Raw genomic sequence first — 13,252 nt, forward strand, 5'->3', positions numbered from 1 at the left:
CGGGCCCCCGCGCGTGCGCCCGTCGTCAGGCCGCCGCGCGTCGGCGTGCGACCACGAGGATCGTGGCGCCCGCCGCGAGCAGCAGGGCCGCCACCACCGCGAGCACGGCGACCGACGCGCCGGTCGTCGCGAGGCCGCCGTCCGACGCCACGCCGGTGGGCACCGCCGTCGGCGTCGCGGCCGCGGTGGGCGTCGCGCCGGTCGCGGCGGCGGGCGTCGCCTCCGCCGTGGGCGCACCGGGCTCCTCGGCGGGCGGGTTCTCCGCGGTCGTCGTCGGCGGCACGGTCACGCCCTCGCCCGGGTTCGGCCCCTCCGGGGACGGCTCGGGCTTCGGCTCCTCGACGAGCGGGGTGGCCTCGCACGGCCCGGCGAACGGGTAGTTGTGGTGCTCGATGCCCGCACCGCCGGTGTAGGCGACGGCGCCGTTCGCGAAAACGCGGCCGTTCGTCGACGTCGCGACCGTGAGCGTCGAGTCCTCGCGCGGCACCACGACGGTCCCGGGGAACTGGTCGTTCGTGCCGAGCCGCACGTGCGTCGCGTCGGGGAAGCTCCACAGGAAGTGCGCCGCGAGGTGCTGCGTCGCCTGGTAGACCCGCACGCCGTCGTACGCGACGTACGTCAGGCCGGGGACGCTCACGTCCTCGCCGGTCACCGTGAGCAGCACCGGGCCGGTGCCGGTGACGTGCAGCTCGCGCAGGGTGGCGGCGGCGTCCGCGGTGAGCACGTAGCGCTCCCCGGCCTCGACGGTCAGCGCACCGCCCGTCGGCGTCGCCGCGACCGCGCCGTCCGCCGCGTCCGCCGCGATCCCGGCGGCGAGCGCGGGGAGGTCCGCGTACGGGGCGAGCGCCGTCGCGCGGCCCACGCCCTGCGTCACGGTCCCGCTCGGGCCGTGCACGCTCTCGGTGCTCGGCGCCGGACCCGTGACCGCCCCGCCGACCACGACGTTGCCCCCGCGCGACGCGTGGAGGCCCACCTGGGTGCTCGCCGCCGTCGCGAGGTCGCCGCCGACGACGAGCATGTCGGTCCCGCCCGCGGGCGTGATTGCGGAGCCCCCGCCGCCGGCGGTCCCGACGTTGAGCGTGCCTGCGCCCGAGAGGTCCGCGTCGCCGCCGACCACGACGCGACCCTCGAGCTCCGTCGCCGTCGTGACCGTGAGGCCGCCGCCCGCCCAGATCCCGACGCCGTTGTCCTCCACGGCGGTGAGCTCGTACACGCCGACGGGACGCGTGGTGGGGTCGGTGGCGCAGACGTCGTCCGCGCCGACGGTGGTCGTGGCGCTCGCGGGAGCGGCGAGCCCGACCGTCGTCAGAGCGACGGCGGCGAGCAGGGCGGTTCCGCGGGGGCGCGCGGGGTGCAGGCGCATGGTGTGGGCTCCAGGTCGAGTGCTTCGTCGGTTCGCTAGCGGTGCTGACTAACTCGCCGCAGACGTCGTCGCCTGCGCCGCGGTCGTCGTGCCGTGCTCCGCGGACGTCGAGGAGCACGGCTGGTCGAGGCCAACCTAGAGGTTCGGCACCACGCCTTCCAAATCGCCTCCTGGTCCCTGGTGACGGCGGGCGTCGTCCGTCGGTCGCGCGGGCACCGACCGGCCCACGACGTTCGTGTGGGCGCCGCGACGTACCGTGGAGACATGCGTCCCGTGACCGATCTCCAGCGCGCCACCGCCCCGTTCGAGGTCATCTCCGAGTACGAGCCGTCGGGCGACCAGCCCACGGCGATCGCGGACCTCGCCCGCCGCGTCCGGGCGGGGGAGAAGGACGTCGTCCTGCTCGGCGCCACCGGTACCGGCAAGTCCGCGACGACCGCATGGCTGATCGAGGAGCTCCAGCGCCCGACGCTCGTCATGGCACCCAACAAGACCCTCGCAGCGCAGCTCGCCACCGAGTTCCGCGAGCTGCTGCCGAACAACGCGGTCGAGTACTTCGTCTCGTACTACGACTACTACCAGCCCGAGGCGTACATCGCGCAGACGGACACCTACATCGAGAAGGACTCGTCGATCAACGACGAGGTCGAGCGCCTGCGGCACTCGGCGACGAGCTCCCTGCTCACGCGGCGCGACGTCGTCGTGGTCGCGTCCGTGTCGTGCATCTACGGCCTCGGCACACCGCAGGAGTACGTGGACCGCATGGTGCGGCTCGACGTCGGCATGCAGGTCGAGCGTGACGACCTGCTGCGCCAGTTCGTCACGATGCAGTACACGCGCAACGACATGGCGTTCACGCGCGGCACGTTCCGCGTGCGGGGCGACACGGTCGAGATCATCCCCGTGTACGAGGAGCTCGCGGTCCGCATCGAGTTCTTCGGCGACGAGATCGAGAGCATCCAGACGCTGCACCCGCTGACGGGTGAGGTCATCCGCTCCGAGCCGAGCATCCACGTGTTCCCCGCGACGCACTACGTCGCCGGGCCCGAGCGCATGGAGCGCGCGATCTCGTCGATCGAGGCCGAGCTCGCGGAGCGGCTCGACGAGCTCGAGCGCCAGAACAAGCTCCTCGAGGCGCAGCGCCTGCGCATGCGCACCACCTACGACATCGAGATGATGCGCCAGATCGGCACGTGCTCGGGCATCGAGAACTACTCGCGGCACATCGACGGCCGCGAGTCGGGCTCGCCGCCGAACACCCTGCTCGACTACTTCCCCGAGGACTTCCTCCTCGTGATCGACGAGTCGCACGTCACCGTGCCGCAGATCGGCGCGATGTTCGAGGGCGACATGTCGCGCAAGCGCAGCCTCGTCGACCACGGCTTCCGGCTCCCGAGTGCGATGGACAACCGTCCGCTGCGCTGGGAGGAGTTCGTCGAGCGGATCGGCCAGACGGTCTACCTGTCGGCGACCCCCGGCGACTACGAGCTCTCGATGGCGGACGGCGTCGTCGAGCAGATCATCCGCCCGACGGGCCTCGTCGACCCGGAGGTCATCGTCAAGCCGACCACCGGGCAGATCGACGACCTTCTGCACGAGATCCGCGAGCGCGTCGAGCGCGACGAGCGCGTGCTCGTCACGACCCTGACCAAGAAGATGGCCGAGGACCTCACGGACTACCTGCTCGAGAAGGACGTGCGGGTCCGGTACCTGCACTCGGAGGTCGACACGCTGCGCCGCGTCGAGCTCCTGCGCGAGCTGCGCCTCGGCGAGTACGACGTGCTCGTCGGCATCAACCTCCTGCGCGAGGGTCTCGACCTGCCCGAGGTCTCGCTCGTCGCGATCCTCGACGCGGACAAGGAGGGCTTCCTGCGCTCGCCCAAGTCGCTCATCCAGACGATCGGCCGCGCGGCCCGCAACGTGTCCGGCGAGGTGCACATGTACGCGGACAAGATCACGCCCGCGATGGCCGCGGCGATCGAGGAGACCGAGCGTCGCCGCGAGAAGCAGATCGCGTACAACACCGAGCACGGGATCGACCCGACGCCGCTGCGCAAGCGCATCTCCGACGTGACGGACATGCTCGCGCGCGAGGACGTCGACACGGCCGAGCTCCTCGCGGGCGGGTACCGCCAGCCGGGCAAGGCGGCGAAGGGCAAGGCCCCGGTACCGGGCTCGCCCAAGGAGGGCGCGTCGTCGGGCAACCGCCTCGCGGGCGCGGCGGCGAGCGACCTCGCAGAGCTCATCCAGGAGCTCAGCGACCAGATGCACGCCGCCGCGGGCGAGCTCCAGTTCGAGCTCGCGGCGCGGCTGCGCGACGAGATCTCCGGGCTCAAGAAGGAGCTGCGCCAGATGCAGGCGGCCACGGCCTGAGGCCCGCCCGCCCCTGAGGGCGGCGCACGGGGTCCCCGGGCGGGGACGCGGCGGGGCGTCGTGGTGTCCGAGCGCGCCGCGCGGTGTCGAGCGCGAGGACCATGGCCTATGCTGGCTCCTCGTGTGAAGGGGAGTATTCCTCGTGCGGTGATGTCGTCATCACGGCCGGCGCAGTCGTCGGCCCGGTGTCACCGGTCCCACAACCATCAGCCCGCGTCCCGTGCGGGTGCGGGTGGCGGTGCGTGGCGGAAGAGACCTTCGGTACATCGTGCTCCCCACGTACCGGAGGAATCTTCATGGACGTACCCGTCTGGGTCTGGCTCGTCACCGTCGGCGTCATCCTCGCGATGCTCGCCGTGGACTACGTGGGGCACGTGCGCACACCGCACGCCCCGAGCCTGCGCGAGGCCACGTGGTGGTCCGCGGGTTACGTCGCCGTCGCGGTGCTCTTCGGCGCGATCGTCTGGGCCGTGTGGGGGTCGACGTACGGCGGCGAGTACTTCGCCGGCTACATCACCGAGAAGAGCCTGTCGGTCGACAACCTCTTCGTCTTCGTCCTCATCATGACGAGCTTCCGCGTCCCGCGGCTGTACCAGCAGAAGGTGCTGCTCATCGGCATCACGATCGCGCTGGTGCTGCGCACGATCTTCATCTTCCTCGGCGCCGCGCTCATCGAGAACTTCAGCTGGGTCTTCTACGTCTTCGGCGCGTTCCTGCTCTACACGGCGTGGACGCAGGTCAAGGCCGGCTCCGGGCACGACGAGGAGTTCCACGAGAACGCCGCGCTGCGGCTGACGCGCCGCCTGTTCCCGACGACCGAGTCGTACGTCGAGGACCGGATGACGACGAAGGTCGACGGCAAGCGGTACATCACCCCGATGCTCATCGTGATGATCGCGATCGGCAGCGCCGACCTGCTGTTCGCGGTCGACTCGATCCCCGCGATCTTCGGCCTCACGCAGGAGACCTACCTCGTCTTCGCGGCGAACGCCTTCTCGCTCCTGGGCCTGCGCCAGCTCTACTTCCTCATCGACGGCCTCCTCGACCGTCTGGTGTACCTCGCGTACGGCCTCGCCGCGATCCTCGGGTTCATCGGCGTCAAGCTCGTGATCCACGCGCTGCACACCAACGAGGTGCCGTTCGTCAACGGCGGTGAGCACATCACCGTCGTCCCGGAGATCCCGACCGCGCTGTCGCTCGGGTTCATCGTCGTCGTGCTCGCGATCACCACGGTCGCGAGCCTGGCCAAGGACCGCGCCGACCGCCGGCGCTCCGTCGAGAGCTCGGAGGGCTCGCACTGATGGTTCACGAGCTCCCGCTCTGGTTCGAGTGGGCGGCGCTGTCCGCGCTCGCCGTCCTGCTCCTCGTCGACCTGCTCGTCGTGGGGCGTCGTCCGCACGTCCCCTCGATGCGCGAGAGCGCGCTGTGGGTCGGCTTCTACGTCGCGCTCGCGCTGGTGTTCGGGGCGATCGTGGGTGCGGTCGGGGGAGCGGCACCGGCGGGCGAGTTCTACGCCGGGTGGCTGACCGAGTACAGCCTGTCCGTGGACAACCTCTTCGTGTTCGTCATCATCATGGCGAGGTTCGCGGTGCCGCGGGACCAGCAGCAGCGCGTGCTCATGGTCGGCATCATCGTCGCGCTCGTCCTGCGCGGCGGGTTCATCCTCGCGGGCGCGGCGATCATCGCGCAGTTCGTCTGGGTGTTCTACCTGTTCGGCGCGTTCCTCATCTACACCGCGGTCAAGCTCGTCGCGGGCGGGGACGAGCCCGAGGAGTACCGCGAGAACGGCGCGGTGCGCGCCCTGCGGCGCGTCCTGCCGCTCGGGACGCAGTACGACGGCGGCCGGCTGCGCACGGTCGAGGACGGCAAACGCGTGTTCACGCCGCTCGTGGTGGTGTTCCTCGCGATCGGGAGCACGGACCTGCTGTTCGCGTTCGACTCGATCCCGGCGATCTTCGGTCTCACGCAGGACCCCTTCATCGTGTTCACGACGAACGTGTTCGCGCTCATGGGCCTGCGCCAGCTCTACTTCCTGCTGGGCGGGCTGCTCGAGCGGCTCGTCTACCTCCCGATCGGGCTGGCGGTGATCCTCGGGTTCATCGGGGTGAAGCTCATCCTCGAGGCGCTGCACGAGAACACGCTGCCGTTCCTCAACGGCGGCGAGCACCTCGACGCGGTCCCGACGGTGCCGATCTGGCTGTCGCTCGTCGTCATCGTCGGGGCGCTGGCGGTGACCACGGTCGCGAGCCTCCTGCGCACGCGCGCGGCCCACGCGCGGGACGAGCAGGACCCTCCGGCGGACGCTCCCGTCGCGTCGTCCGCGGCGGACGCCGCGGACGGCTCGGGCGACGCGTCGGACGACGAGCCGGTCGAGGTGCCGCACGACGACCCGGGCACCGGCGAGGTGACGCCGACCTGGGGCTCGCGTCCGCAGGACGACGGGGCGCGCTGACGACGGACCGCGCGGACCGCGGCGGGCTGACGGCGGGCGTGCCGACGGCGGGCGCCGGCGACGCGTCAGGCGCGGTCGGCCCAGTCGCCGATGACCGGCGACCACGGCCGGACCGCGCGCTCGGCCACGAGCCCGGCGCGCGCGAACGGGTCCTCGTCGAGCACCGCAGCGACCGCGGCGGGCGTCTCGCCGTCCAGCACGAGCAGCGCCCCCGCGGGCGCGCCCTCGTGGGCGGGCAGCGGGCCGGACGCGAGCAGCGTGCCCCGCTCGTGCAGGCCACGCAGGAACGCGCGGTGCTCGGGGCGCAGCGCGTCGAGGTCGGCGGCGCGGTCGGCGTAGACGTAGGTGACGGCGTGGATCGGCATGAGGGTCAGTGAACCAGCCCGGCCCGGCCCGCGGTCGCCGGGTCCGCGCCTCGGTCGTCCGGACGGCCCACCCTCGGTGCTGCGGCTACCAGCCGCGCTCGCGCCACGCGCCGACGTGGGGCCGCTCGGCGCCGAGGGTCGTGTCGTCGCCGTGGCCCGGGTAGACCCACGTCGCGTCGTCGAACCGGTCGAAGACGCGCTGGGTCACGTCGGTGAGCAGACGGTGGAAGCGCGCCGGGTCGCGGTCGGTGTTGCCGACGCCTCCGGGGAACAGCGAGTCGCCGGTGAAGAGGTGCACGCGCCCCGCGACGGCCTCCGGCTCGCGCACCGCGCCCGGCTCGCGGTAGGCGAGCGCGACGGAGCCCGGCGTGTGGCCGCGCAGGGCGACCACCTCGAGCGTGAGGTCGCCGAGCTGCAGGACGTCGCCGTGCCCGAGCCGGCGCGCGACGTGCACGCCGGTCGCGGCCGCCACGGCGTCGGCGTCGGGGTCGCCGACCGCGACCGCCGCACCCGTGCCGGCGACGACCGCGGCGAGCGCACGGGAGTGGTCGGCATGGCGGTGCGTCGTGACGAGGAGGTCGAGGCGCGCCGACGGCGAGCCCTCGCGCACGAGCGCGAGCACGTCGTCGGGCGAGTCCGCGGCGTCGACGAGGACCTGGGCGCCCGTGCGGCGGCACGTGAGGAGGCAGACGTCGTTCGCGAGCGGCCCGACCGCGAGCTTGCGGATCTCGACGGCGTCGAGGCGCCGCAGGTCGCTCGGGCCGCCCACGACGACTCGTCCGGTGTACGTCATGGCGTCAGTGTGCCGCGTCCGGCGACGGCCCGAGGACCCGACGTGCGCCTGCGGTGAGCGTTCGCCGGGGGAGCGGCGAAGGTGACGTCGAACACCTGTGCGAATGTCGGTGGTCGGTCGTACGATGCTTCGGTGAGCAATCGCCTCGTCATCTCCGGTGCCCGCGAGCACAACCTGCGCAACGTCGACCTCGACCTCCCGCGGGACCGGCTCATCGTCTTCACGGGGCTCTCCGGCTCGGGCAAGTCGTCGCTCGCGTTCGACACCATCTTCGCGGAGGGCCAGCGCCGCTACGTCGAGTCGCTGTCCGCGTACGCGCGCCAGTTCCTCGGCCAGATGGACAAGCCCGACGTGGACTTCATCGAGGGCCTGTCGCCCGCGGTGTCGATCGACCAGAAGTCGACGAACCGCAACCCGCGGTCGACCGTCGGCACCATCACCGAGGTGTACGACTACCTGCGCCTGCTGTTCTCGCGCGCGGGCACGCAGCACTGCCCGGTGTGCGGCGAGCGCGTCACCGCGCAGACGCCGCAGCAGATCGTCGACCGCCTGCTCGAGCTGCCCGAGGGCACGCGCTACCAGGTGCTCGCGCCGGTCGTGCGCGGGCGCAAGGGCGAGTACTCCGAGCTCTTCAAGGAGCTGCAGACCAAGGGCTTCGCGCGCGCCCGCGTCGACGGCGAGGTGCGCACGCTCACGGACGTGCCCGCGCTCGAGAAGAAGCTCAAGCACGACATCGAGGTCGTCGTCGACCGCCTCGTCGCGCGCGAGGGCGTGCAGCGCCGCCTGACCGACTCGGTCGAGACCGCGCTCGGCCTCGCCGGCGGCCTGGTCGTCGTCGAGCTCGTCGACGCCGACCCGGACGACCCGGCGCGCGAGCGCCGCTTCTCCGAGAAGCGCGCGTGCCCCAACGACCACGAGCTCGCGCTCGACGAGATCGAGCCGCGCACGTTCTCGTTCAACGCTCCCTACGGGGCGTGCCCCGAGTGCACGGGCATCGGCTTCCGCCTCGAGGTCGACCCGGACCTCGTGATCCCCGACGAGGAGAAGTCGCTGCGCGAGGGCGCGGTCGCGCCGTGGGCGCAGATCTCCTCGGAGTACTTCGAGCGCGTGCTCACGGCGCTCGCGGACGACCTCGGGTTCTCGATGGACACGCCGTGGCGTGCGCTGCCCGAGCGGGCCAAGAAGGCCGTGCTGCACGGGCAGAACCACCAGGTGCACGTGCGGTACAAGAACCGCTGGGGCCGCGAGCGGCAGTACTCGACGGGCTTCGAGGGCGTCATCACGTTCCTCGAGCGCCGCCACACGGAGACCGAGTCCGAGTGGTCGAAGGAGAAGTACGAGGCCTTCATGCGCGAGGTCCCGTGCCCCGTGTGCCAGGGTGCGCGCCTCAAGCCCGAGGTGCTCGCGGTCAAGGTCGGCGGCAAGTCCATCTGGGACGTGTGCCGCCTGCCGCTGCGCGAGGCCGCGGCGTTCCTCGGCTCGCTCGAGCTCGGGGCGCGCGAGCGCGCGATCGCGACCGAGGTGCTCAAGGAGATCCACGCGCGGCTGGGCTTCCTCCTCGACGTCGGGCTCGACTACCTGTCGCTCGAGCGTCCCGCGGCGACGCTGTCCGGCGGCGAGGCGCAGCGCATCCGGCTCGCGACGCAGATCGGCTCCGGCCTCGTCGGCGTGCTCTACGTGCTCGACGAGCCGAGCATCGGGCTCCACCAGCGCGACAACCGCCGTCTCATCGAGACGCTCACGCGCCTGCGAGACCTGGGGAACACGCTCATCGTCGTCGAGCACGACGAGGACACCATCCGCACGGCGGACTGGGTCGTGGACATCGGCCCGGGCGCGGGCGAGCACGGCGGCCGCGTCGTGCACTCGGGCGACTACGCGGGCCTCCTGGAGGCCCCCGAGTCGGTGACGGGCGCGTACCTCTCGGGCCGGCGCAGCATCCCGCTGCCGGCGCAGCGCCGCCCCGTCGACCCGGCGCGCCAGGTGAAGGTCGTCGGCGCGCGCGAGCACAACCTCACGGGCATCGACGTGAGCTTCCCGCTCGGCACGTTCACCGCCGTCACGGGAGTGTCCGGCTCCGGCAAGTCCACGCTCGTGAACTCGATCCTCTACACCGTGCTCGCCAACGAGCTCAACGGCGCGCGCCAGGTGGCCGGCCGGCACACGCGCGTCACGGGGCTCGAGCACCTCGACAAGGTCGTGCACGTCGACCAGGGGCCGATCGGACGCACGCCGCGGTCGAACCCCGCGACGTACACGGGCGTGTGGGACCACGTGCGCAAGCTCTTCGCGGAGACGACCGAGGCCAAGGTCCGCGGGTACACGCCGGGCCGCTTCTCGTTCAACGTCAAGGGCGGCCGCTGCGAGGCGTGCTCGGGCGACGGCACGCTGAAGATCGAGATGAACTTCCTGCCCGACGTCTACGTCCCGTGCGAGGTGTGCCACGGCGCGCGCTACAACCGCGAGACGCTCGAGGTGCACTTCAAGGGCAAGACCGTCGCCGACGTGCTCGACATGCCGATCGAGGAGGCCGCGGAGTTCTTCGCCGCGGTGCCGGCGATCTCGCGGCACCTCAAGACGCTCGTCGAGGTCGGTCTCGGGTACGTCCGCCTCGGTCAGCCGGCGCCGACGCTCTCGGGCGGCGAGGCGCAGCGCGTCAAGCTCGCGAGCGAGCTGCAGAAGCGCTCGACGGGCCGCACGATCTACGTGCTCGACGAGCCGACGACGGGCCTGCACTTCGAGGACATCCGCAAGCTGCTCGGCGTGCTCCAGTCGCTCGTCGACAAGGGCAACAGCGTCCTCGTGATCGAGCACAACCTCGACGTCATCAAGAGCGCGGACTGGGTCGTGGACATGGGCCCCGAGGGAGGCTCTGGCGGTGGCACGGTCGTCGCGGAGGGCACGCCCGAGCAGGTCGCGCGCGTCGAGGCCAGCCACACGGGGCGCTTCCTCGCGGAGATCCTCGACCAGCACGACCCCGTGCCGGTCGGGACCGCCCCGGCGGCGTCCGCGCCGGCTCCCGCGGCGAAGGGCGCGAAGGGCAAGGGCCGCTCCGCGGCGGCACGCCGGGCGACGGACGAGAAGCCGAAGGCCGGCGCGCGGCGCAAGGCCTCGGCGGCGTAGCGTCCCCGGCCGCCGTCGAGCTGGCGTCCGGGGCCGCCGGAGCGCGTCAGGCGGCGGCGCGTCGCGCGGGCGCCGGCTCCACGAGCACGCGGAAGTTCACCGAGCGTGCGATGAAGCAGTGGTCGTGCGCGCGCTGGTGCAGCGTGGCGAGCGACTCCTCGTCCGTCCCGGGGCCGTCGTCGACCACGACGCGCGGGTGGAGCGTGACGTCGGTGAACTGCCCCTCGCCGCCCGACTCGACGCGCATCGTGCCGGTGGCGTCGTCGACGTACTCGCGCACGACGACGCCCGCGGCCGCCGCGAGGTGGAGGAACCAGAGCATGTGGCACTGGGAGAGGCTGACGACGAACAGCTCCTCGGGGCTGAAGCGCTCCGGGTCGCCCCGGAACGCGGGGTCGGACGACCCGGGCAGCGGGGGCCGACCCGGCAGGAGGACGTCGTGGTCGCGGCTGTACGACGTGTAGGCGGCAGTGCCCTTGTCGCCCGCGCCGGTCCAGCGGACGGTGGCGGTGTACCCGTGCTGTGCGCTCATGGCCGTCACCCTAACGGGCGGTGACGCCCGTCACACCGAAATTCGCCCGTGCCCGCGGACCCGGTTCCGGGGCTCGACCCACCGCCGCGACGTCGGTGGCCTGACCTAGGCTGGAGACCATGGCTGACCCCGCGACGTACCGCCCTGCGCCGGGGGAGATCCCCACCTCGCCGGGCGTCTACCGGTTCCGTGACGCGCACGGTCGCGTGATCTACGTCGGCAAGGCCAAGAACCTGCGGGCGCGCCTGTCGAGCTACTTCCAGGACGTCGCGAACCTGCACCACCGCACGCAGACCATGGTGACGACCGCGGCCTCGGTCGAGTGGACGGTCGTCGGGACCGAGGTCGAGGCGCTGGCCCTCGAGTACACGTGGATCAAGGAGTTCGACCCGCGGTTCAACGTCAAGTACCGCGACGACAAGTCCTACCCGTACCTCGCCGTGACGATGGGGGAGGAGTTCCCGCGCGCCCAGGTGATGCGCGGGGCCAAGCGCCCCGGCACCCGGTACTTCGGCCCGTACGGCCACGCGTGGGCGATCCGCGAGACGCTCGACCTGCTGCTGCGCGTCTTCCCCGTGCGCACGTGCTCGGCCGGCGTGTTCAAGCGCGCGCACCAGACGGGCCGGCCCTGTCTGCTCGGCTACATCGACAAGTGCTCCGCGCCGTGCGTCGGGCGGATCACGCCCGAGGACCACCGGGCGCTCGCGGAGGACTTCTGCGACTTCATGGCGGGGGACACCCAGCGCTTCGTGCGCCGGCTCGAGCGCAAGATGAACGAGGCGGCCGCGGCGATGGAGTACGAGGCCGCGGCGCGCCTGCGCGACGACATCGCGGCGCTCCAGCGCGCGACCGAGAAGAACGCGGTCGTCCTCGCGGACGGCACGGACGCGGACGTGTTCGCGCTCGTCGGCGACGAGCTGGAGGCCGCCGTGCAGGTGTTCCACGTGCGCGGCGGGCGCATCCGCGGCCAGCGCGGCTGGATCGTCGAGAAGGTCGAGGACGTCACGGACGCGGAGCTCGTCGAGCACCTGCTCCAGCAGGTGTACGGCGCGGCCGAGGAGGCGATCGCGGCGGACGCCGGCGCGCGCTCCGGCCGTGCGGGCGCGCGCGACGCCGTGCCGCGCGAGGTGCTCGTCCCGGTCCTGCCGCCCGACACCGACCAGGTGACCACGTGGCTCTCGGGCCTGCGCGGCGCGCGCGTCGACGTGCGCGTGCCCCAGCGGGGCGACAAGAAGGAGCTCGCCGCGACGGTCCGCGCCAACGCGGAGCACGCGCTCGCGCTGCACCGCACGCGCCGCGCGGGCGACCTCACGACCCGCAGCCAGGCGCTGCGCGAGATCCAGGAGGCCCTCGACCTCGAGTCGGCGCCGCTGCGGATCGAGTGCTACGACGTCTCGCACAACCAGGGCACGTACCAGGTCGCGTCGATGGTGGTCTTCGAGGACGGCCTCGCGCGCAAGAGCGAGTACCGGCACTTCACGGTGCGCGGCCCGGACGGCGACGGCGCGGCGGACGACACCGCGGCGATGTACGAGGTCATCACGCGCCGGTTCAAGCGCTACCTGGCCGACCGGTCGCGCTCGGGCGAGGTCGAGCTCGACCTCGAGGCGGACGACGTCGCCGACGCCTCCGACGCCGCGGGGCGCCGGGCCGAGCGCGCCGCCGAGGCCGCGGGCTACGTCCCGCGCAGCGGCGAGGTCGACGCCGACGCGCCCACCGACCGGCGTGCGCGGTTCGCGTACCCGCCGAACCTCGTCGTCGTGGACGGCGGCCCGCCCCAGGTGGCCGCCGCCGCCCGCGCGCTCGAGGACCTCGGGATCGACGACGTCGCGCTGTGCGGTCTCGCCAAGCGCCTCGAGGAGGTCTGGGTGCCCGGGGAGGAGTACCCGGTCATCCTGCGCCGCTCGTCCGAGGGGCTGTACCTGCTCCAGCGCGTGCGCGACGAGGCGCACCGGTTCGCGATCGCGCAGCACCGCAGGCAGCGCAGCAAGGGCATGACGGCGTCGGCGCTCGACGACGTCCCCGGGCTCGGCCCGGCGCGCAGGACGGCGCTGCTCAAGCACTTCGGGTCGCTCAAGCGGCTGCGCGCCGCGAGCGTCGACGAGATCGCGAGCGTGCGGGGCATGGGCGAGCGCACGGCGCAGGCCGTGGTCGCCGCGCTGGGCGGCGCGGCCGAGCAGGCCGCGCCCGACGCGTCCGGTGCCGCCCAGGACACTCCGGCGGGCGACGGGGCCACGGCCCGCGCGTGAGC

At 72.7% G+C, this 13,252-nt stretch carries 9 protein-coding genes; 5 read left to right on the forward strand and 4 right to left on the reverse strand.

Annotated elements, in window-relative coordinates; genetic code table 11:
• Nucleotides 1-25: 25 nt before the first annotated feature.
• Nucleotides 26-1,363 carry a choice-of-anchor A family protein gene (locus GJV82_RS12010; RefSeq protein WP_155099401.1) on the reverse strand — a complete coding sequence of 446 codons (1,338 nt, stop codon included), beginning with the start codon at nucleotides 1,361-1,363 and terminating at the stop codon, nucleotides 26-28.
• Nucleotides 1,364-1,627: 264 nt separating this feature from the next.
• Here GJV82_RS12010 and uvrB point away from each other — a divergent pair, with 264 nt between their 5' ends.
• From uvrB to GJV82_RS12025, 3 genes are all read left to right on the forward strand, one after another.
• On the forward strand, nucleotides 1,628-3,736 hold the full coding sequence (uvrB, locus tag GJV82_RS12015) for an excinuclease ABC subunit UvrB (RefSeq protein ID WP_024840219.1): 2,109 nt from the start codon (nucleotides 1,628-1,630) through the stop codon (nucleotides 3,734-3,736).
• A 296-nt stretch (nucleotides 3,737-4,032) separates the two neighbouring features.
• Nucleotides 4,033-5,037: a TerC family protein gene (locus tag GJV82_RS12020; RefSeq protein WP_024840220.1), complete on the forward strand. Its 1,005-nt coding sequence runs from the start codon at nucleotides 4,033-4,035 to the stop codon at nucleotides 5,035-5,037.
• Entirely contained in the window at nucleotides 5,037-6,188 is a 1,152-nt protein-coding gene (locus tag GJV82_RS12025) for a TerC family protein (RefSeq protein WP_115942618.1), read from the forward strand. The genes GJV82_RS12020 and GJV82_RS12025 overlap by 1 nt, the downstream gene beginning before the upstream one ends.
• Before the next feature lie 65 nt (nucleotides 6,189-6,253).
• On the opposite strand, the gene GJV82_RS12030 is transcribed toward GJV82_RS12025, so the two are convergent.
• Both GJV82_RS12030 and GJV82_RS12035 read right to left on the reverse strand, forming a co-directional pair.
• On the reverse strand, nucleotides 6,254-6,553 hold the full coding sequence (locus GJV82_RS12030; RefSeq protein ID WP_024840222.1) for a YciI family protein: 300 nt from the start codon (nucleotides 6,551-6,553) through the stop codon (nucleotides 6,254-6,256).
• An 85-nt stretch (nucleotides 6,554-6,638) separates the two neighbouring features.
• Nucleotides 6,639-7,346, reverse strand: a complete 708-nt coding sequence (locus GJV82_RS12035) for an MBL fold metallo-hydrolase (protein WP_155099402.1) — start codon at nucleotides 7,344-7,346, stop codon at nucleotides 6,639-6,641.
• 132 nt (nucleotides 7,347-7,478) lie between these two features.
• On the opposite strand from GJV82_RS12035, the gene uvrA reads away from it, so the two are divergent.
• Nucleotides 7,479-10,469 carry an excinuclease ABC subunit UvrA gene (uvrA, locus tag GJV82_RS12040; RefSeq protein WP_024840224.1) on the forward strand — a complete coding sequence of 997 codons (2,991 nt, stop codon included), beginning with the start codon at nucleotides 7,479-7,481 and terminating at the stop codon, nucleotides 10,467-10,469.
• Nucleotides 10,470-10,515: 46 nt separating this feature from the next.
• Here the strand turns inward: uvrA and GJV82_RS12045 are convergent, their stop codons facing one another.
• Nucleotides 10,516-11,001, reverse strand: a complete 486-nt coding sequence (locus tag GJV82_RS12045) for an OsmC family protein (protein WP_024840225.1) — start codon at nucleotides 10,999-11,001, stop codon at nucleotides 10,516-10,518.
• Between the two features lie 119 nt (nucleotides 11,002-11,120).
• Here GJV82_RS12045 and uvrC point away from each other — a divergent pair, with 119 nt between their 5' ends.
• Nucleotides 11,121-13,250 (forward strand): excinuclease ABC subunit UvrC, encoded by a 2,130-nt coding sequence (uvrC, locus tag GJV82_RS12050; RefSeq protein ID WP_115942615.1) that lies wholly within the window; start codon nucleotides 11,121-11,123, stop codon nucleotides 13,248-13,250.
• The last annotated feature ends 2 nt before the right edge of the window (nucleotides 13,251-13,252 follow it).

The organism is Cellulosimicrobium composti (assembly GCF_009711085.1).
In the GTDB taxonomy this organism is placed as follows: Bacteria; Actinomycetota; Actinomycetes; order Actinomycetales; family Cellulomonadaceae; genus Cellulosimicrobium; species Cellulosimicrobium composti.

Coding starts and splice junctions, on each gene's coding strand:
- GJV82_RS12010 (WP_155099401.1), bottom strand. CDS start 1,363: ATGCGCCTGCACCCCGCGCGCCCCCGCGGAACCGCCCTGCTCGCCGCC.
- uvrB (WP_024840219.1), top strand. CDS start 1,628: ATGCGTCCCGTGACCGATCTCCAGCGCGCCACCGCCCCGTTCGAGGTC.
- GJV82_RS12020 (WP_024840220.1), top strand. CDS start 4,033: ATGGACGTACCCGTCTGGGTCTGGCTCGTCACCGTCGGCGTCATCCTC.
- GJV82_RS12025 (WP_115942618.1), top strand. CDS start 5,037: ATGGTTCACGAGCTCCCGCTCTGGTTCGAGTGGGCGGCGCTGTCCGCG.
- GJV82_RS12030 (WP_024840222.1), bottom strand. CDS start 6,553: ATGCCGATCCACGCCGTCACCTACGTCTACGCCGACCGCGCCGCCGAC.
- GJV82_RS12035 (WP_155099402.1), bottom strand. CDS start 7,346: ATGACGTACACCGGACGAGTCGTCGTGGGCGGCCCGAGCGACCTGCGG.
- GJV82_RS12045 (WP_024840225.1), bottom strand. CDS start 11,001: ATGAGCGCACAGCACGGGTACACCGCCACCGTCCGCTGGACCGGCGCG.
- uvrC (WP_115942615.1), top strand. CDS start 11,121: ATGGCTGACCCCGCGACGTACCGCCCTGCGCCGGGGGAGATCCCCACC.